Below are 18,420 nucleotides of genomic sequence, written 5' to 3' on the forward strand. Positions count from 1 at the left end.
ATTATTGATATGGATAAAGTAACAGTACAAAGAATTGAAAAGCTGCATCCTCTTGTAAGGGAAGAGGTAAAACAGATCATAGAAGATTGTGATGAAGCATTAAGCGGAAGAGCAAAAGTAAGAATTACACAAGGTCTGCGAAGCTTTGAAGAGCAGGAAAAACTGTACGCGATCGGAAGAATTACTTCCGGAAAAAAAGTGACCAATGCCAAAGCCGGCCAGAGCATTCACAATTATGGACTCGCCGTTGATATATGCATGATGATCGACGGCAAGACAGCCAGCTGGGACACGGTGAAAGATTGGGATAATGACAGGGTGGCCGACTGGTATGAATGTGTGAAAATTTTTGCTAAATACGGCTGGGACTGGGGCGGCAACTGGAAAACTTTCAAGGACCTCCCCCACTTTGAGAAAAAAGCCATCCTAACGGAGAAAGGTATGGTGAAAACAAGCTGGCGAAACCTGATTAAAATGAAGCGGGATAAAGAAAATTATATAATTTTTTAATTCTCCTTTGTTTGAAAAATTATTTTAATACGACAAGTTCTGTCGCTTCCCAGTCCTACTTTTGCTTTAGAGAAACACCAAAACAATCTCTATACAATTAAAAACCAATAGTTATTTCTCCGGAAAATCTATTGGTTTTACTTGTCTTTAATTGTCTGGTTTTTCTTCTAAAAAAGCAAAAAACAAATGAAAAAGACAACCATTCTATCTTTGGACGGGGGCGGAATCAGGGGAATCATCACCTGCATTATTCTGCGTTACATAGAAGAACAGCTGCAGATTTATGATAATCCGGGAGCCAAACTCGGAGATTATTTTGATTTTGTTGCAGGAAGCAGTACAGGCGGTCTGATTGCATCTATTATTCTATGTCCCGATGAACACCGAAAAGCAAAATATTCCATTCAGAAAGGATTGGAGCTTTATGCTGAAAAAGGTGGCGACATATTCCAGGTTTCTTTCTGGGAAACACTCATCAATCCTTTTGGGTTGATTAACGAAAAAATATCCCAGAAAGCACTTGAAAAAAATCTGAATGACTTTTTTGGAAATTTAGAATTAAAAGAACTGATAAAACCATGTTTAATAACGAGTTATGATATTGAAAACAGAAGAGCAAAGCTCTTTAATTCCTGGAAGGCGAGGCTTAACACTGACAACTTTTATGTGCGGGATGTATGCCGGGCAACTTCAGCGGCACCTACTTATTTTTCGCCGGTTCAGATTAAATCAATGTACGGGCAGATTTTCAGCCTGATCGATGGCGGCATGTTTGCGAATAACCCATCACTATGCGCGTATGCGGAAGCCCGAAAAATTCCTTTTGCCGAAATATTGAAAAATAATCAGAAAACCAACCATCCTACCGTAAATGATATGATCGTCATTTCTATCGGGACCGGTATTGAAGCACGCGCTTATTCTTTCAAAAAGCTTGAAAAGGCAGGAAAAATAAGCTGGGTGAATCCCATCATCGATATTTTAATGTCGGCCAATGCGGAAACAGTAGATTATCAGCTTTGCCAGATGTTTGATACACTGGGACAGCGAAATCAGAAAAATTATTACCGCCTTAATCCTTCATTGAAAAATGCATCTCCGGCAATGGACAATGTAAAAAGGTCCAATATTGAAAATCTGATACAGGCCGGGTTATGCTATATTGACGATAACCGGGATGTTCTTAATCAGATCGTACAGAAGCTGATTAAAAATAAAATATAAGCGTTTCGGCTTATAAACACATAAAATAAGCTACAAACCTTATATTTTAAAAATAATTTTTACACGTCATGTTTTGTCGTTACGGCAAAATATCTTTGAATCAGAATTAAAACAATAACCATGAAAACTCAAATTATTCAGATTTATCTAAAACTATAACCTATTCAAATACATAACCATGGAAACACCAACTCATCATTCCGATACTCTGTTTTCGATGAAGATTTTTATGCTATTGACTGGAACGAAATCGAAAATACAGAAATAGATTATGAAAATTTTCTCAGTGACATTGAAAACTTTTTTCGGGATGATTTTGAAAACGAAACTCTTGATGAATAAAAACTAACAACCATTCACATAAACATTAAGAACTCCGCAGAAAATCCTGCGGAGTTTACTTTAGGTAAAGCTAATTTCTGGCTACAATTTTAATCTCCATTTTCTGTCCCGGAAGCGCGAGTTCATTTACTGCAACGATCGTACTGGCAACGATACAATCTTCTCCATAAAATTCTTTTCCCATAAGTTTTCTCGCGGCAAAGCCTTCCTGCATATCCGTTACATAAATAACTTCCTCTGTTACATCATCACTTTTCATTCCAAATTCGGTCAATAATTGTCCTATATTTTCATAGGTCTGCCTGAACTGATTTTCCATTCCTTCAGCAAGTGTACCTTCCATATTATGACCCAATTGACCGGAAATCCATATCGTATCTCCTTTCTTTACTGCCTGAACATAACCATATACCTTTTCCCAAGGCATATTAAAAGTTTTAAACTCTTTAGTACTCATAATTTTATTTTAAATTACAGATACCGTCTCAACCATAATGCCTTATAACTAAAATATTGATTTTCAAAATTTTATTTTTAATTCATAAAAGAAAATTTATCGAAATATCGTAAATCACCTATAACAATATTGAATTTTAATAAAATCTTTTCGTTGATAGCAGCGTTAGGAAACTTATCCACAAAAATAAAACACGACACGTTTTGTCGCATTAAGCTTATATATTTGTCTTAGAAATGTAACCATGAAACGCTTAGCGTTCCATTCGAAATTACAACTGCAGAAAACTGTACCATAAATAAATCCGAATGAAAAAAGACTTTTACCTGACCAGATACGCTTTGATAATCAAAAGATTAGAAAGTTCTCCAGCGACCTATTCACAGCTGGAAGACTACCTGCTCAACTCTTTTGAATTTCAGGACGCGGGCATTAAAAGCTATTCGATCCGTACTTTGCAGAGAGATATCCGTGAAATTTCCGACCTGTTTAATCTATCCATCCACAACAAGAAGAAAGGTGATAACCGATATTATATTGAGAGCCGTCCCATTATGGAAGTGGATGAGTATAACCAGAAATTACTCGAATCGTTCCAGGTAAGCAATGCCCTGAATCTTCATCCCGATTTCTCAGATTTTATCTTTTTTGAAAGCAGAAAACCTACAGGCGTTGAACATTTTTATGACCTGTTCTTTGCCATCAGAAATAAAAGAATTGTCTCTTTTGAACATTATAATTATAAAAATAAACTGATGACTTCCCGAAAGGTACACCCTCTTGCTTTAAAAGAATCCAAAGACCGATGGTATCTCATCGCTATTGATACCAAGGATAAAATGCTGAAATCTTTCGGGCTGGACAGGATCAATTATTTGGATGTTTCCAACAGCAAATTCAAGGAAAAATATAAATATAATTTCAGGGAACATTTTAAAAATGCTTTCGGAGTAATGAATCTTACAGCTCAAAATCCTCAGAAAATTGTTCTCAAATGCAGCAGGCATCAGGGAGAGTATATCAAAAGTTTCCCCCTTCACCAGTCTCAGAAAGAAGTAAAGGAAACCCCGGAAGACATCTATTTTGAATTTTTCCTTCATCCCACTTACGACTTTATGCAGGAGATTTTATCGTATGGAAAAGAAGTGCAGGTTTTAGAACCGAAAATTTTAGTTGATGAAATACGCAGCCATCTGCAGGAGTCGCTGAACAGCTATCTTAAGGACTGAGCAATGTATTGGATTTTTTGATTACTTTTACATAAATATATCAAAGTGAAATTCCTGTTTCCATACATTTTCTGTCTTATTTCTTCATTCTGCTTTTCGCAGCAGACCGAAGACTTCAGGCTCGTTAAACAATATTACAACCAGCACCGCTCTATGCTGGGTCAGGAATTCAAGAAAAAGTTTGATGCTGAGACCGATAATTTCCATAAAGCTTCCATAAAAAGCGATTACCTTCTTTTCATGCAAAAGATGGACAGTATAGAGAATGTGGCTTTAACTGGTGTTTTATTAAAAACAAAAAATCTGGAGGACCTGGCGAGACTCCACCTTATAAAAGCAAACATTACACCCGAAGCTCCTGAAGTTCCGAATGTGGTTATAGACAAAGCGGCAGATTACCCCGGAGGGATCAACGAACTCAGAAAAGAAGTGGCCGACCTTTTTTACCTGGGAGGTATATATTCTGAAACCAAGACCATTAAAACAAATGTTGCTTTTATTGTGGAAAGGGACGGCACTATAACAAATGTTGAAGCCCAGGGAGATAATTTCACCTTCAACAGACAGGCCGAAATTGCCTTATATTCTGTTTCACAGAAGTTTTCCCCGGCCATCGTCAATGGTATTCCGGTACGATATCGTTTCCGGCTTCCTTTAACTATGAATCTTGAAGAATAACAATGTTTACCGACGAATATTTTATGAAAATGGCGCTCAATGAAGCGCATCTTGCTCTTGAAAAAGATGAAGTGCCGATTGGCTGCGTTGTCGTTTCTAACAACAGGGTTATTGCAAGAGCCCACAATCTCACCGAAACCTTGAATGACGTTACTGCCCATGCAGAAATGCAGGCCATTACTTCTGCTGCGAATTTCCTTGGCGGAAAATATCTTATCAACTGTACGCTTTATGTAACACTGGAACCATGTGTAATGTGTTCCGGAGCTCTTTCATGGGCACAGATTTCAAAAGTGGTCATCGGAGCAAGAGATGAACAGCGGGGTTTTATCAACAAACATCTTTCTCTTCATCCCAAAACAGAAATCGTAACAGGAATCATGGAAAATGAATGTTCTTCTATCGTAAAAGAATTTTTTAAGTCAAAGAGATAATGAGTACAGGTTAAGCTTGAGGCTGAGAAAAAACAATGATCTACGCCAAATTCAGCACAGAAATTATTGAGCGCCAACCTTAACTTGACTACAAATCTTTTCCTAAAAAGTAAAGTCCTTTCAGGGTATGGAGTCTATCCATCACATGGATTTTGTCTGTTAAAGGTTTATACACATGAGAGACCCCTCCTGTAGCTACTACAAAACAATTATCATCCACCTCATCATTGATTCGATCGATAAATCCTTCCACCATACCTAAAAATCCGTATACCATTCCGCTCTGCATACAGGTAACGGTATCTAATCCTAAAACGGTCTTCGGTTTCACCAGCTCAATTTCCGGGAGCTGAGCGGTCTGACTGATCAGGGAATTTAAAGCGGTAACGATTCCGGGAGCAATGATTACGCCCAATGTTTCGCCATTTTCTGCAACACAGCTTGCGGTAAGGGCTGTTCCGAAGTCCAGAACTATTTTTTTCCGGTCCGGATACATGTTGTGTGCCGCCACAAGGTTAGCATAAATATCGGTTCCCATCTGCTTGGACTTGGCCTGAACTCCGGATGGAGTATTTCTGTCGACAATCACCGGATTGATCCCATGGATCTTCCTGATGGCCGAACTCATTATTTTTGTGAGATGAGGCACTACAGAACCCATGATGATCTTATTAATTTCTTTTGGCTGAATTTTATAGGTCTGGTATAGCATAAGCATCTGAACATAAAGCTCGTCTGCCGTTCTGTAAGGCTTGGTATTGATGACCCACGAAATATCGCAGTTATCATCATTAAAAAGACCGAATCTGATATTACTGTTTCCTACATTAATTACTATTGAATTCATTTATTTACTTTTCAATTGTTCGATTTCTGTTCTCAGGTCTTTTATTTGCTGCTCATAAACAGCTATAAGCTTTTTTGACAATTCTGAATTTTCATAATAAACCCGATTGTCATCATTAAAACCTTGATAACCTGTTGCGGAATCGTGATTTTCCTGATTAAAATTTTTTTGTGAATCTGTTTCAAGAAGATCATTCAATGGTGTCTCCAAAATTTTAGAAATATCAATCAATCTTTCAACCGTTAGTTTTGTTTCTCCTGTTTCTATTTTGCGGTAGGCTGATGTACTCAGATCTAAATCCTGAGCCATATTTTCATAAGAAAACCCTTTTTTGCTACGGATCTCAGCTATTTTCTTAATAATTTTTTCCATATTAGTAAAAATAATTTTCGTAAAAGTAAAAATTTTCCCGTTAAAGTAAACTACATCTTAAGAAATTAATTATATTATTGCATACATTAATTCAATACAAAATGAAAAAAAATTATTTCCTAATGCTGTTGGCATTAGTGTTGTTCTTGTCTGGATGTCGAAGCGAAGACCTTGCAGATACACAGGATAAATCCACAGCAGCGCATTCTTCCAAAAATTACGCTTCCCTCGACAAATTTCTACAGGTAACAGGAATATCCAAAGAAGAACTTTACAAAGACATCTCTTCCGCCAAAGGAAAATCTTCCCCGGAAGACTTTGAGATCAATACAGACAGAATACTCGAAACCATAAAGAACCAGCAGATAACAGCCTTTTCCTTTATTGTTCATCCTAAAAACGGAAGCATCGTAGAAATAGAGAACGGGAAAGAAATTTTCTACAATATGGCTTTTGTAAAGGTGGATAATGTGTGGCAGAAAAGTATTTATAAATATACTGTTCCTGCGGGTTGGCTTTCTTCCCTTCAAACTACACCCAATGCTCCTTTCAACGGAAATATTACACGAGTATATCCTTCTTCGGAAAGCGCAAGGGCATATATCTGTGGCTTTTCAGCAACTCCTGCTTTTCACTGTTGGGCAGGACATACCGATCCTAACGATGGAGATTGCGGAGACTGCTGGCACTGGAATACGACTTCCATCTGGTGCGATGACACTACGGTTGTAGGCCCGGATCATCCCGCAAACGGAGGAACTATTGGCATTGGCGACGGAGGAAGTAATGAATCCGGATTTCAGACCAACCTGCCGATGGCAGATGAGCAGGCGATGATGATACAGAAATACGCTGCTTTTGTGAGTAGCTTTAACCTGAATTCTTATGGATTTTCCACAGAACTCAAATCAAAACTTTTCCATTTGTATCTGAGTTTGCAGGAGGATGATTATATTATTAACCAATTACTTTCCTCTTCGCCTACCAACTCGCCTCAAAAAGTGAATCTGCTTAACTGGGCAATTGATTATTTTAATGAAAATCTAAATACTTCATCTATAGCCGAAAATACCACTTATACCACAAGTTTTTTAAGCTGGGGAAGTAATTTCTTTATTCAGAACCCTACGATAACTTGGCAGCAGTTTCGAAAATGGTTTATAGAACCCATCACACAGCAAGATGTAATAAATGAACTTCAAGGATACCCCTGCGCACAAAGTGTTGCTCAACAATTACCCAATCTTTCCAACGATATTGCAACAGCAATGAAAAATGTATTTCAAAATAATGAAAATTATAATATTATTTTTAGAGCAAAAAGCGGTTTGGGTGATGTTGATGGAAAAACATTTTCTTCACGATCAAACACAGGTAGTTTTAGAGCAGTAATATATTTAAATGATCAAGTTTTAACAAAAGGCACAAAAGAGTATATACTAGTAACTATGTATCATGAGGTTGTTCATGCCTTTTTGGATTATGAAAGATTTAGACTTGGAGACTTAGCCTTTAACAACCAATATCCAAGCGTTCTAGTAGGCTATGATTATGACGGAAACGGCCATATAATCAACAGATACACTTTTCTTCCAAACCATAGTCAATTAGGAGCTTTTCTTTCTCAACTGGAAAATATAATTTCTACATACAATCCTAATCTGCCTATAGCAACAGTTAAAGCAATTGCAAAAGCTGGAATTACGACAATCACACAGCAAGAAAAACAGTTAAACCTCAACGAAAGAGATACTACAACAAACAATCATAAAGGAACAAAATGTCAATAATTATGAAATTAAGTGTTTTAATCTTCTTATTAGCTATTTCATCGACCTTTTCATGTCAGAAGTATATACTTTTAGACAGCTTAAAAAAGTATGATGTAAAAGAATATACCCTAAATACAAAAGATATTTATAGTATAGATAAAGAAATTGATATTTACAATTTTTTTATAAGTAGAGAGGTTATATTATTATTCTCTGTTTTACCACCGCTAGAAAAAGATCCAATATTAAATTCTAAACAAATGATGCAAAATAATTGGATTGCTGTTGATATAGAAAAAGTAAAAAATCAAGCTCTTACTGGTAAACAAATTTACAAACTTGTGGAAGAATGGAGTGTCAATAACACACCTGAAAAAAAGACATTTGATTACAAAATAGTTAAAAAAGAAAATGGAAAATATTATGCTTCAAAATATTGTTTAACAGAACTTTTTAATATTTCAAGTATTGAGTTTCCACTAATTTCTTCATATGGCGTTATTAATATTATGGATAAAGAAGTTAGCATTAAACAAATGCAAGTTAGTTTTGAGAAACAATTTCCTGACACAAAATTTATCTTAGATTTCCGGGAGCAGGATTATATTCGAAATTTAAGCATATATTATAATTACAGAAATTACCTATCAAAAATACTTACTATAAAAAAGAAAAAAGCTTATCAGTTTTGGACATTCGATGGTTGGTGGGTACAAGATGGATACAATGAACATAGAGGAATTGATAGATTCTTGTATATTCCGAATAAAGGTATTGTTGGGGGTTCTTATGATTTTTATTTTAAATTTAAACCAAAAATATCAGGCAATGAATATTTTATTGAATCAGAAAAAAAATTATGGGATAATATCATCAATGAAAAGATCATGCTTGCCAATGAATTAAAATAAGTATTTGTTGTAAATTAGAAAACAAACAATCCCTGCAGAAAAATTTCTACAGGGATTTTTTATCTATATTAAAATGTTATTTTACTTCAACAAAATTGTCTTCCATATTCACATCCGCCATTCTTTCACTGAAATCTATTCCTACAACAGACAACTGCGATTTTGTATAGGGAACAGTAATGGAGTATTCTTTTTGCGTCCATGGCCAATAAGGCATTGTTTTGAATTCGCCATAAGCATCTTTTTCCTTCCAGGTATGGGTCATATTCATCGGAATCTGATAGGTAATCACTTTTTTATCAGATGTTATTATGCTGAAATCAACAGGCATGGGTACCTGCCCGTTGTTTACCAAGGTAATGGTTGTAGATTTTGCATCGTACTTCACATCCTTGATTCCGTAATCTATTGTTTTGGTAGTATTGATCCAGTAATGATGAAACCACTTCAGATCCATCCCGGAAACCTTCTGGGCAATATGCAGAAAATCTCTGTCGGAAGGATGCTTCAGCGCCCACTGATCATAGTACTGCTTTAATGTTTCCGCCAGATTCTGCTCTCCCATAATATAACCCAGCTGTACCAGATACAGTTCTCCTTTTACATAAGAAGCATAGGTATAGGAAGTACCGTTGTCATGATGATCTCCCAGCCATACCGCTGGCTCTTCAATTCCCTTTTTAATAAAATTCCTGTAAGCATTAATTGAGTTTGCGAACGGATTAGGAAGCTCTTTAGAGGGAGGGAAAAGTTGATTCATCACGTAGCCTTCTGCATAGCTGGTAAAACCTTCATCCATCCACGGACGCATCGGTTCATTGGTTGCCAGCATCTGCTGATACCACGAGTGGGCCCCTTCGTGAGCCATAAGTCCCATCAGATCTTCCATGCTTTTGGCTTCTCCTAAAATCATGGTACACATCCCGTATTCCATTCCGCCATCACCCCCCTGGATAAAAGCGTACGTAGGATACACATATTTCCCGAAGTGAGCATTCATCAGCTGGAAGTATTTTGTAACGTATGGCTGAGCCTCTTCCCAAACTTTCGTTTTATCATTATTCTGATATACGAGGAAAACCTTCGGGCCTTGAGGAACATCAAAACTTTTTACAATATAGTCTTTGTCTGCTGCCCAGGCGAAATCCAAAATGTTTTTTGCCGTCCATTTCCAGGTAACTTTATTATTCTTATCAACTGTAAGCAAAGATTTTTCCTGATATCCTTTGACAGCTCCGGGATTTTCAAGAATCCCTCCTGCTCCGATCACATAATCTTTATTGATTTTAATATTAACTTCAAAATCCGAGAACGGTGCATGAAATTCTCTTCCGATATAATCGAAGGTTGCCCAGCCGTCATAATCATATTCTGCAATTTTAGGATACCACTGGGTCATGGTCATATCCACTCCTTCCCTGTTATTCCTTCCACTTCTTCGGATCTGCTGCGGAATCACGGCATCCCATTCTAACGTAAAGGTCGTTGAAGAATTTGGCTTAATAGACTCGGCCAGATATACTTTCATTACCGTTTCCTGAATTTCATATTTCAGCGTTTTGCCGTTTTGTTTAATCCAGTGAATATTCTGAGCGCCTTCCTGATCTTTCGGGATAGAGGCAAGTCTTGAGATTCCGTCTTTCTGCAATCTTGAATCGCCGTTTTTTCCTTGCCCGGCAACTCTCTGATCCATCATTGAATTAGGCTTAAAGGCATTCCAGTACAGATGAAAATATACAACATTAAGCTCATCCGGAGAATTGTTTTTGTATTCTAATGTCTGTTTGCCTTCATAAGTGAATTTTTCAGCATTAACATCAATATCCATCCTGTATTTCGCACTCTGCTGATAATAAGGCCCCTGTTGAGCCTGAAACTGAGAAATGATAAACGCAAAGAGGATTGCAAAAGATCTTTTCATGTATAAAATTTATTTTTCTTAAAGGTATGTATTTAAATAAAAACCTCAAAAATGTAATTATTGTTGAGGTTTTGTTCTATTTATAAAGTTTAGATTAAAATTATTTGGATTGTTAAATTTTCCGCTGATTTTCCAGATATACAGATTCTTTTTGTTGAAGTAGTTTTTTAATTAAAGTAATCTGACCTAAATGATAATAGCAATGTTCAATCATTCCATCAATATTCCTGAGATAGGTTCCGTATTTTTCGTCCACAAAAACCTCATTCATTTTGGAATCCTGCATCTGATCAAGTAAATTGGCGAATTTTTCAGCGTCATTCCATAATTTATTTTTAAGACTCTTCCATTGTTCTTCATTTTCAATAGGCGGAAGATCAAAACTGTACTGATCCCTGATTTCCAGATTTCCGCCTTCAAAAACATGGATAAGTCCCGCAATATAATAATCAATATGAAAAGTAAGCATGGCAATGGTATTCAGAGAACCTATTTTAGCGGTAGCCTGTTCCATATTTACATTAGATAACTGGTCTTTAAAATTGGTATTGGCAATCCATAAACCATCCAGCAACACTTCACGGAATCTTTTGGCTAATTGTGATGTTGAGCTCATTTGTTTTAATTTTTTTAAAGATAATTATTTTTATCTCGTTGATTTAGCAATTAATTTCACAAATAAAATTAGTGTTTAAAATAAAAGGACTCAAATGCTTTCATTTGAGTCCTTTTATTTTTTAATTAGCAGATCTCTTTTCAAAAACTAGAGCTACTCCTGCTTTTTCATCAGCATATTCAGGCTCAAACCATGAATCACAAAATTCTTCTTTTGTATAAACTTTCAATGAATCTCCGGGATCGGCAACATAAATTTTAGAATTTTCGATTTTATATACAACTACAAAATGATTTGGATTCCAATGAACAATGCATGGTAAGGGCACCATAGTATTTAGTTCATCAAAATTTATCTTTACTCCTTTAGCAATAAGTCCATGTAAGTTGGCAGCATCGTTTAGATCTAAAAAAGATGTCCCCCTCACTGAATCAGCATGAGTGATTTTATTCAAATATTCTTCAGTATAATCTTCTCCATAGTATTTAAAAATCATACGCAGGCATGCCGGACCACAACTGTTTGAATTTGATTGTTTATAAAAAGGAAAATCTTGATTTTTCTTTGTATCGGTACAGCTAAACATAAAAAAAATCATGAGCACAAATAAAAATATGCTCATGAAAATATTTCTTGTCTTATAAATAAGATTCATTTTTTTAAATAGAATTATTTTTTCACAGAAACTTCTTTCTTTCCGCTTTGTAAAATCTTTTCTAATATTCTTAATGTAATAAGATACGTAGGCTTCACTCCTGTCAGTCCTAAACCGCCTGAAGAAAGCGTGCTCCCTGTTTCCAACGGATTATCTGAAGCGTAATAAGCATACATTACAAAAAGATCCGGCGTGATATGATGCCTGATCTTAGAAGCTACCTGAATGGCTTTCTGGTAATGTGCTCCTTCCATTTCAAGACCGATTGCTTTCCATGAGGTGTTCATAAAATACGAAAGAATATCCCTGTTTTGAAGTGAAGTTCCCAATACGGTAATCATCGGCCCTTCGAAAGCCTGAAGTTCGTCATCTTTGAAATCTTCCAGTTTTAAAGCATTTTCAAAAGGATAATTATCGGCTGTTCCTTCAAAAATATGGGAAGTCGGGATCATGATATCACCTTTCCCGCCGGCGAGAATTCCGGCTTTTCCCATTATGGAAACAGATTTCACCTTCATCATATAGACTTCGCCTTTATGCTCAAAAGGTCTAAGTAACTCGTCCATTACTTCAAAAGCCTGCTCTCCGAAAGCATAATCGAAAACCATGATCACATCATCACCTCCGAATTTAATATCCTGGAAAGGTGTATTTTTAAGCTCGGTTTTGCTGAGGTCGATGATCTGAACATCAATATTACTTCCGCTCTTATCATTAATATAGATCATGCCCTGCTCGAGCGCATATTTTGAAACTTTGTCACGAAGCTCTTTTTTATCAGAAATTTCCCCGTATAGTTTGTAATCAACCTTATGGTCCTTCTTTTTGAGAGCTTCATTGGCATACAGCATATTTTTCACCGAATGCATATTGGCAGAAATAATATGAAGCGGGCGCATATGAAGATCATTTTCATACAATACCTCTTTTACTTTATGAGCCCATTTTTCACCAAAATAATGATGCCCCACTCTTTCTTTTAATATGGCACTGAAATGTATTTCGCGTTCTCTGGTCTGCTTGGCATCTTCCAGGCTTACTTTTGCCAGGTTATAGATGATCTTGAAAAGACGGTCAGGATTATTGTCTTCACCAAAAGTGTTGTAGGCATTCAGCGTTTCATCAAAAGTTCTTCCTATAAGAGAAGACAGGTGAATGAGCGCAACTTCTTTTTCTTTTCTGCTGAATTTCTTTTCTCCTTTTACTACTTCTTCAATGATTTTGAAGGCACGTGTCGGCTTCCAGTTTTCATCCTGAATGAAGGCCAGATTTCTTACCTTATCCGCTTCTATAAATAAGAAGGTTAAATGGGTAAGAATATCATAGATCTCGGAACGGCCCAAAAGCACTTCGATATTCATCTGATGTTCATCGATCCTGTAGCAGTTTCTTCTTCTCTTTTTGGGAACAATCGGCTCGAAACTTCCTTTATCAAACCCTTCATCCGAAGTAAGATGAATAAAAGCACATTCTTCAATCCCTTCCGGAAGCCTGTCCAGCACATACATCAAACCGTTCAGTTCGAGTTTACTCGGCACGTTCATACTTCCGTAAATCTCCGGATTGATGGTCTTTAACAAACTTCTGATCGTCTCCCCCGAAACACCGGCAGGTTTAAAAAAACCTCTGTAAAAGAGGTGTCTCATAGAAATATACAATCTTTCAATTGCTTCCGTTGTTTCTCTAGCTCTAGAATTTGTCATAAAATAAATTTCACACAAATATACAAAATCTCCTTCTAAGTTATTTTAAGTGTCTTTTAATAAATGGCTTAACATAATATAAAGGAATGGTATTATTTGGATTTTTAAGCCCGAAGAAGTACGAAGAAACACGCAAACCCTATCTCTCTCAAATCTCAGAAGTTAATCAGGAGCTTTTTCCCGCTTTTTGCTTTATCTTTTTTGTTTCGCAATTTTCAGGGCCTCCGCAGATAAAAAAGGATGCCGCGGCAATCGGGGCTAAGAAAACCGGAGGCTTCGACCCTCAGCCTCCGGTTTTTATAGAAACAGATGATAGTTTCATTGTTTAAATAAGCTAAAGCCGGTAAAATGGCATTATTAATCATAATTAATAAAATAAATGAAAACTTTTAGTAATGCTTCTGGTATAAATTTATAAATTGTACTCATATAATAATAGAGTTATTGCCAGCAGTTCACAAAGAGACTACATCTCTTATTTATAACTCTACTTTAAGAAAACCCCTCTTAAAACTAACATCCCCATTTAAATTTTCATTAATTATACAATTACCCCTTAATTTTTTAGGGTCAAAATATTTTTTATTCATTTTTTTTGTAAATTTGCATCGTAAAAATCAAACCTAATATGTCAACTTTAAGATTCAAAGCGTTAGAAACTTTACCATTTAAGGACTTTAGAAGAGATAATTCTGTCGAAGTTCCTGTAAAACTATCCGAATTGTTTTGCCAAAATGTTTTCTCAGAAGAGACAATGAGAGAATATTTAACAAAAGAAGCATTCAATTCTATTATGGATGCCGTAAAAAAAGGGACTAAGATCCAGAGACACATTGCAGACCAGGTAGCTGTAGCAATGAAAGACTGGGCCATGAGCAAAGGGGTAACCCACTACACACACTGGTTCCAGCCTTTAACAGGAAGCACTGCTGAAAAACACGATTCTTTCTTCACTCCTATCGAAGGCGGAAGAGCCATCGAAAGATTCAGCGGAAATTTATTGATCCAGCAGGAACCGGATGCATCTTCTTTCCCGAACGGTGGTATCAGAAACACTTTTGAAGCAAGAGGTTACACAGCATGGGACCCTACATCTCCGGCATTTATTATGGGAACAACATTATGTATTCCTTCTATTTTCATCTCTTATACCGGAGAAACCTTAGATTATAAAGCGCCTCTTTTAAGAGCACTTAACGCTGTGGATGAAGCTGCAACCAACGTCATGCAGTATTTTGACAAAAACGTTACCAAAGTAACGCCTACTTTAGGTTGGGAACAGGAATATTTCCTGGTAGATTCCGCCTTATACCAATCCCGTCCGGATCTTGTATTAACCGGTAAAACTTTATTAGGCCATTCTCCCGCAAAAGGACAGCAGCTTGATGATCATTATTTCGGGTCTATTCCTACCAGAGTAATGAACTTCATGATGGAATTAGAAGTGGAGTGCATGAAGCTGGGAATTCCTGTAACAACAAGACATAATGAGGTAGCACCGAACCAATTCGAGCTTGCCCCGATGTTTGAAGAAGTAAACGTTGCGGTTGACCACAATTCTTTATTGATGGATGTAATGGCAAGAGTTGCCCACAGACACCACTTTCATATTTTATTCCACGAAAAGCCATTCGCAGGCGTAAACGGAAGCGGAAAACACAACAACTGGTCTTTAGCAACTGATACAGGTGAAAACTTATTAAGCCCTGGAAAAAACCCTAAGAAAAACTTACAGTTCTTAACATTCTTCGTGAATACCATCAAAGCGGTTCATGAATATGCCGACCTTTTAAGAGCAAGTATAGCTTCAGCAAGCAACGATCACAGATTAGGTGCCAACGAAGCTCCGCCGGCAATTATCTCCGTATTTATCGGAAGCCAGCTGTTCAGAGTATTGGAAGAACTTGAAAAAGTGAAAGAGGGAAAACTTTCTCCGGATGAAAAAACAGATTTAAAATTGAATGTTGTTGGAAAGATTCCTGAAATTTTGTTGGATAACACCGACAGAAACAGAACTTCTCCATTTGCATTTACAGGAAATAAATTCGAGATCAGAGCGGTGGGATCTTCTGCAAACTGCGCAGAATCTATGACGGTAATGAATACTATTGCCGCAAAACAGCTTCGTGATTTCAAAAAAGAAGTGGATACCCTTATCGAAAAAGGTCTTAAGAAAGATGAAGCCATTTTCAACGTATTAAGAGAATACATCAAGCAATGTAAAAACATTATGTTTGAAGGTGACGGTTATTCTGACGATTGGGCAAAAGAAGCGGAAAAAAGAGGATTAAACAATCTTAAAACTACTCCGGAAGCCCTTAAACAGGAAATGGATGAGAAGTTCCTGGCTCTTTACGAAGAAATGGGAATCTTTACTCACAGAGAAGTTGAGGCAAGAAACGAAATCAAATTAGAAAAATACTCAACGGTTATTGATATTGAAGCAAGAGTATTAAGCGATATCGCAAGAAACCACATTATTCCTTCTGCATTAAATTATCAGAACAGACTGATTGAAAACGTAAAAGGTCTTAAAGAAATCTTCGGCGATAATGAGTTCAAATCTTTAGCAAAGGAACAAATGAGTTTGATTACGAGCATTTCTGAAAATGTATCTGCGATCAAGCTTGGCGTTGAAGATCTTATCAAAGCAAGAGAAGAGGCAAAAGCCGTTTCCGAAAGCCAGAAGCAGGCGGAAGATTACTGCAATAAAGTAAAGCCGTTATTCGACATTATCAGAGAGGCATCAGATGCTCTTGAAATGATGGTGGATGATGAGCTTTGGCCAATGACAAAATATAGAGAAATGTTATTTACAAAGTAACATCTGTAAAGTTCCATATTAGTTAAACTCTCCGGTTTTCCGGAGAGTTTTTTATTATACAAGATCCGCGGTTCAACAGATTATAATATAATGACTTATAAGCCTAAATTGTTTAAATTTTAACTTCTTCATCGTTGGCTAAAATTAGAATTATTCTGTAAATACCACAGATTTTTAAGTACATACAGATATACTTTGTTAAAGAATCTTAATAAAAAAAACCGCGAACACACCTAAAACAGGCCGCTGCGGTTTATTTTTCTTTAACATACTTTAATAATATGTTAAAATGTGTTAAAAAGAGAACCTGATAATATTCATATCCAAGTCCTTTTGTAGGGAATACATATTTTTGTAATGCTTTTGAAAAATACTAATCCCTTTAACACGGTAATCAAATATATATGAAGAAAAGAGTTTTGTTTTATTTAGTTGCTTTAGTTTCTACAGTATCGTTACAATCGTGTGTTACCAACTACGTAGTTTCAAAACCAGCAACTTACGCTAAAGAATACAAAACAGATGCCAAACTAGCTTCTATCGATACTCAAAAGATGGAGCAGGATAAGCAGCAATTAATCAATTCATTTCTTGCAGAAAAGGCAGCTTCTTTAGCCAACACTAAAAATTCAATTAAAAATTCTGAGATTGCTAAGGCAATCATGCACAATAAGACCATTGACAACATTTTAACAGAGGCACAGACTTACCTTGGGACTCCTTACCGATACGGAGGGATGACCAGAAACGGAATAGACTGTTCAGCGTTTGTTCTTTCGGTTTTCGGGGCTGCAGCTGGTCTTAGCTTACCAAGAGTAGCCGCTTCTCAATCTCAGGAAGGAGAAAAAGTAGAAAAGGAAAACCTTCAGAAAGGAGACCTGATTTTCTTTTCTCACGGAAGAAGAATTTCTCACGTAGGTATTGTAGAAAGTGTATCTGAAGACGGTGAAGTGAAATTCATTCATGCCGCAACTTCTAAAGGAGTAATGGTCTCTTCGCTAAACGACTCTTACTGGGGTCCTAAGTACAGATTCGGAAAAAGAATCATCAATGAGAACGGAGAAGCTATCAACAATCTGGCAGCAACAACTCCCGCATCAAACGGAACAAGTTTTTAATTTTAAATAATTGATTTAAATAATGAAACCATCAAAATTTTGATGGTTTTTTTATTGCTGTTTGTTTAATTGATGGTAAATCTTTTTACTACCCGGGCTTTGCTTTTCAAAATCCATCCTTCAAAGAATGGAATTACTTTCCTAATACTAACCGGATGCAACTTATATGAACTATCCGTTTCTATCAATTTCTATATCGAATTGATGCAGGAGCCCATGAATTTCAGAAAGTGAAAATTTCGCTTTTTTAAGCCTGTTTTGGGAGGGATCTATTGAGTAATTGACGGATGTACTAAAGTCCGCCTTTTCAAGGTTTGTATTGTCAAATACAGCGCCGGACAGATCACAGTTATTAAATACTGCAAATGAGAGATCAGCATCAGAGAAATCGACTTCAATCAGTTTTGAATCTTTAAATAATGTCTTTTTAATGTTTGTTTTGTAGAAAACAGAATTATTCAGATAACATCCGTCAAACCTAAATGACCTTCCGAATTCGTTGCATTCATTAAAGTGGAGCCCGAACATTTTACATTCTTTAAAGATAACTTCCCAGAAAGCAGTGGAAAAAAGTTTTGTCATGCTCAGATTACAGCCTACAAATTCACAGTCATTAAAACTGAAACCGGAAAGATCAGCATATTCAAAATTACAATTCCGGAAGATGCAATTCTCATATTCGCCTTTTTGAATTTGGGAAAAATCTGCATTTTCAAAAGTCTGATCCAGAATATATACTTCCCTCATAAGATTAGTGATTTAAATTAAAATTATCTTCCAATGTTTTTGCCGATTAAACAGATTAAT

The 18,420-nt window shown here is 36.3% G+C and carries 18 protein-coding genes; 10 read left to right on the top strand and 8 right to left on the bottom strand.

Features of this window, described 5'->3' with window-relative positions:
* Positions 1-9 precede the first annotated feature (9 nt).
* Both HHL20_RS12315 and HHL20_RS12320 read left to right on the top strand, forming a co-directional pair.
* Positions 10-510 (top strand): M15 family metallopeptidase, encoded by a 501-nt coding sequence (locus tag HHL20_RS12315; protein WP_169231486.1) that lies wholly within the window; start codon positions 10-12, stop codon positions 508-510.
* A gap of 186 nt (positions 511-696) precedes the next feature.
* Positions 697-1,734: a patatin-like phospholipase family protein gene (locus HHL20_RS12320; RefSeq protein WP_169231487.1), complete on the top strand. Its 1,038-nt coding sequence runs from the start codon at positions 697-699 to the stop codon at positions 1,732-1,734.
* Between the two features lie 412 nt (positions 1,735-2,146).
* On the opposite strand, the gene HHL20_RS12325 is transcribed toward HHL20_RS12320, so the two are convergent.
* Positions 2,147-2,533 (bottom strand): Rid family hydrolase, encoded by a 387-nt coding sequence (locus HHL20_RS12325; RefSeq protein WP_169231488.1) that lies wholly within the window; start codon positions 2,531-2,533, stop codon positions 2,147-2,149.
* A 308-nt stretch (positions 2,534-2,841) separates the two neighbouring features.
* On the opposite strand from HHL20_RS12325, the gene HHL20_RS12330 reads away from it, so the two are divergent.
* The 3 genes from HHL20_RS12330 to HHL20_RS12340 are packed head-to-tail and all read left to right on the top strand — an operon-like array spanning position 2,842 to position 4,874.
* Positions 2,842-3,762: a helix-turn-helix transcriptional regulator gene (locus HHL20_RS12330; RefSeq protein WP_169231489.1), complete on the top strand. Its 921-nt coding sequence runs from the start codon at positions 2,842-2,844 to the stop codon at positions 3,760-3,762.
* Positions 3,763-3,807: 45 nt separating this feature from the next.
* The gene (locus tag HHL20_RS12335; RefSeq protein ID WP_317166010.1) at positions 3,808-4,440 is read left to right on the top strand and encodes an energy transducer TonB; all 633 of its coding nucleotides are present in this window, start codon (positions 3,808-3,810) and stop codon (positions 4,438-4,440) included.
* A gap of 2 nt (positions 4,441-4,442) precedes the next feature.
* Positions 4,443-4,874 (top strand): nucleoside deaminase, encoded by a 432-nt coding sequence (locus HHL20_RS12340; RefSeq protein WP_169231490.1) that lies wholly within the window; start codon positions 4,443-4,445, stop codon positions 4,872-4,874.
* Between the two features lie 88 nt (positions 4,875-4,962).
* Here the strand turns inward: HHL20_RS12340 and HHL20_RS12345 are convergent, their stop codons facing one another.
* Positions 4,963-5,721 (bottom strand): type III pantothenate kinase, encoded by a 759-nt coding sequence (locus tag HHL20_RS12345; protein WP_169231491.1) that lies wholly within the window; start codon positions 5,719-5,721, stop codon positions 4,963-4,965.
* Positions 5,722-6,093: a helix-turn-helix domain-containing protein gene (locus HHL20_RS12350; RefSeq protein ID WP_169231492.1), complete on the bottom strand. Its 372-nt coding sequence runs from the start codon at positions 6,091-6,093 to the stop codon at positions 5,722-5,724.
* A gap of 101 nt (positions 6,094-6,194) precedes the next feature.
* Between HHL20_RS12350 and HHL20_RS12355 the strand changes: the two genes are divergently transcribed.
* Together HHL20_RS12355 and HHL20_RS12360 are read left to right on the top strand one after the other, a co-directional pair.
* Positions 6,195-7,883, top strand: coding sequence for a hypothetical protein (locus HHL20_RS12355; protein ID WP_169231493.1), 1,689 nt, complete (start codon positions 6,195-6,197; stop codon positions 7,881-7,883).
* A gap of 2 nt (positions 7,884-7,885) precedes the next feature.
* Complete coding sequence (locus HHL20_RS12360) at positions 7,886-8,776, top strand: hypothetical protein (protein ID WP_169231494.1); 891 nt, start codon at positions 7,886-7,888, stop codon at positions 8,774-8,776.
* A 76-nt stretch (positions 8,777-8,852) separates the two neighbouring features.
* On the opposite strand, the gene HHL20_RS12365 is transcribed toward HHL20_RS12360, so the two are convergent.
* From HHL20_RS12365 to HHL20_RS12380, 4 genes are all read right to left on the bottom strand, one after another.
* A complete protein-coding gene (locus HHL20_RS12365; RefSeq protein WP_169231495.1) occupies positions 8,853-10,697 on the bottom strand; it encodes a M1 family metallopeptidase in 1,845 nt (614 codons plus the stop codon).
* A 112-nt stretch (positions 10,698-10,809) separates the two neighbouring features.
* Positions 10,810-11,313 carry a DUF1572 family protein gene (locus HHL20_RS12370; RefSeq protein WP_169231496.1) on the bottom strand — a complete coding sequence of 168 codons (504 nt, stop codon included), beginning with the start codon at positions 11,311-11,313 and terminating at the stop codon, positions 10,810-10,812.
* Positions 11,314-11,434: 121 nt separating this feature from the next.
* Positions 11,435-11,935 carry a cysteine peptidase family C39 domain-containing protein gene (locus HHL20_RS12375; RefSeq protein WP_228463187.1) on the bottom strand — a complete coding sequence of 167 codons (501 nt, stop codon included), beginning with the start codon at positions 11,933-11,935 and terminating at the stop codon, positions 11,435-11,437.
* A 47-nt stretch (positions 11,936-11,982) separates the two neighbouring features.
* On the bottom strand, positions 11,983-13,671 hold the full coding sequence (locus HHL20_RS12380; RefSeq protein WP_169231498.1) for a DUF6909 family protein: 1,689 nt from the start codon (positions 13,669-13,671) through the stop codon (positions 11,983-11,985).
* 86 nt (positions 13,672-13,757) lie between these two features.
* Here HHL20_RS12380 and HHL20_RS12385 point away from each other — a divergent pair, with 86 nt between their 5' ends.
* The 3 genes from HHL20_RS12385 to HHL20_RS12395 all read left to right on the top strand — a co-directional run bounded on the left by HHL20_RS12385 (position 13,758) and on the right by HHL20_RS12395 (position 17,613).
* The gene (locus HHL20_RS12385) at positions 13,758-14,000 is read left to right on the top strand and encodes a hypothetical protein (RefSeq protein WP_169231499.1); all 243 of its coding nucleotides are present in this window, start codon (positions 13,758-13,760) and stop codon (positions 13,998-14,000) included.
* A 299-nt stretch (positions 14,001-14,299) separates the two neighbouring features.
* Complete coding sequence (locus HHL20_RS12390; protein ID WP_169231500.1) at positions 14,300-16,495, top strand: glutamine synthetase III family protein; 2,196 nt, start codon at positions 14,300-14,302, stop codon at positions 16,493-16,495.
* A gap of 404 nt (positions 16,496-16,899) precedes the next feature.
* Positions 16,900-17,613 (top strand): C40 family peptidase, encoded by a 714-nt coding sequence (locus tag HHL20_RS12395; protein ID WP_169231501.1) that lies wholly within the window; start codon positions 16,900-16,902, stop codon positions 17,611-17,613.
* A gap of 171 nt (positions 17,614-17,784) precedes the next feature.
* Here HHL20_RS12395 and HHL20_RS12400 read toward each other — a convergent pair whose 3' ends face one another.
* Positions 17,785-18,360, bottom strand: coding sequence for a pentapeptide repeat-containing protein (locus HHL20_RS12400; protein WP_169231502.1), 576 nt, complete (start codon positions 18,358-18,360; stop codon positions 17,785-17,787).
* Positions 18,361-18,420: the final 60 nt, after the last annotated feature.

It is taken from the genome of Chryseobacterium cheonjiense (genome assembly GCF_012927265.1).
Lineage (GTDB): Bacteria > Bacteroidota > Bacteroidia > Flavobacteriales > Weeksellaceae > Chryseobacterium > Chryseobacterium cheonjiense.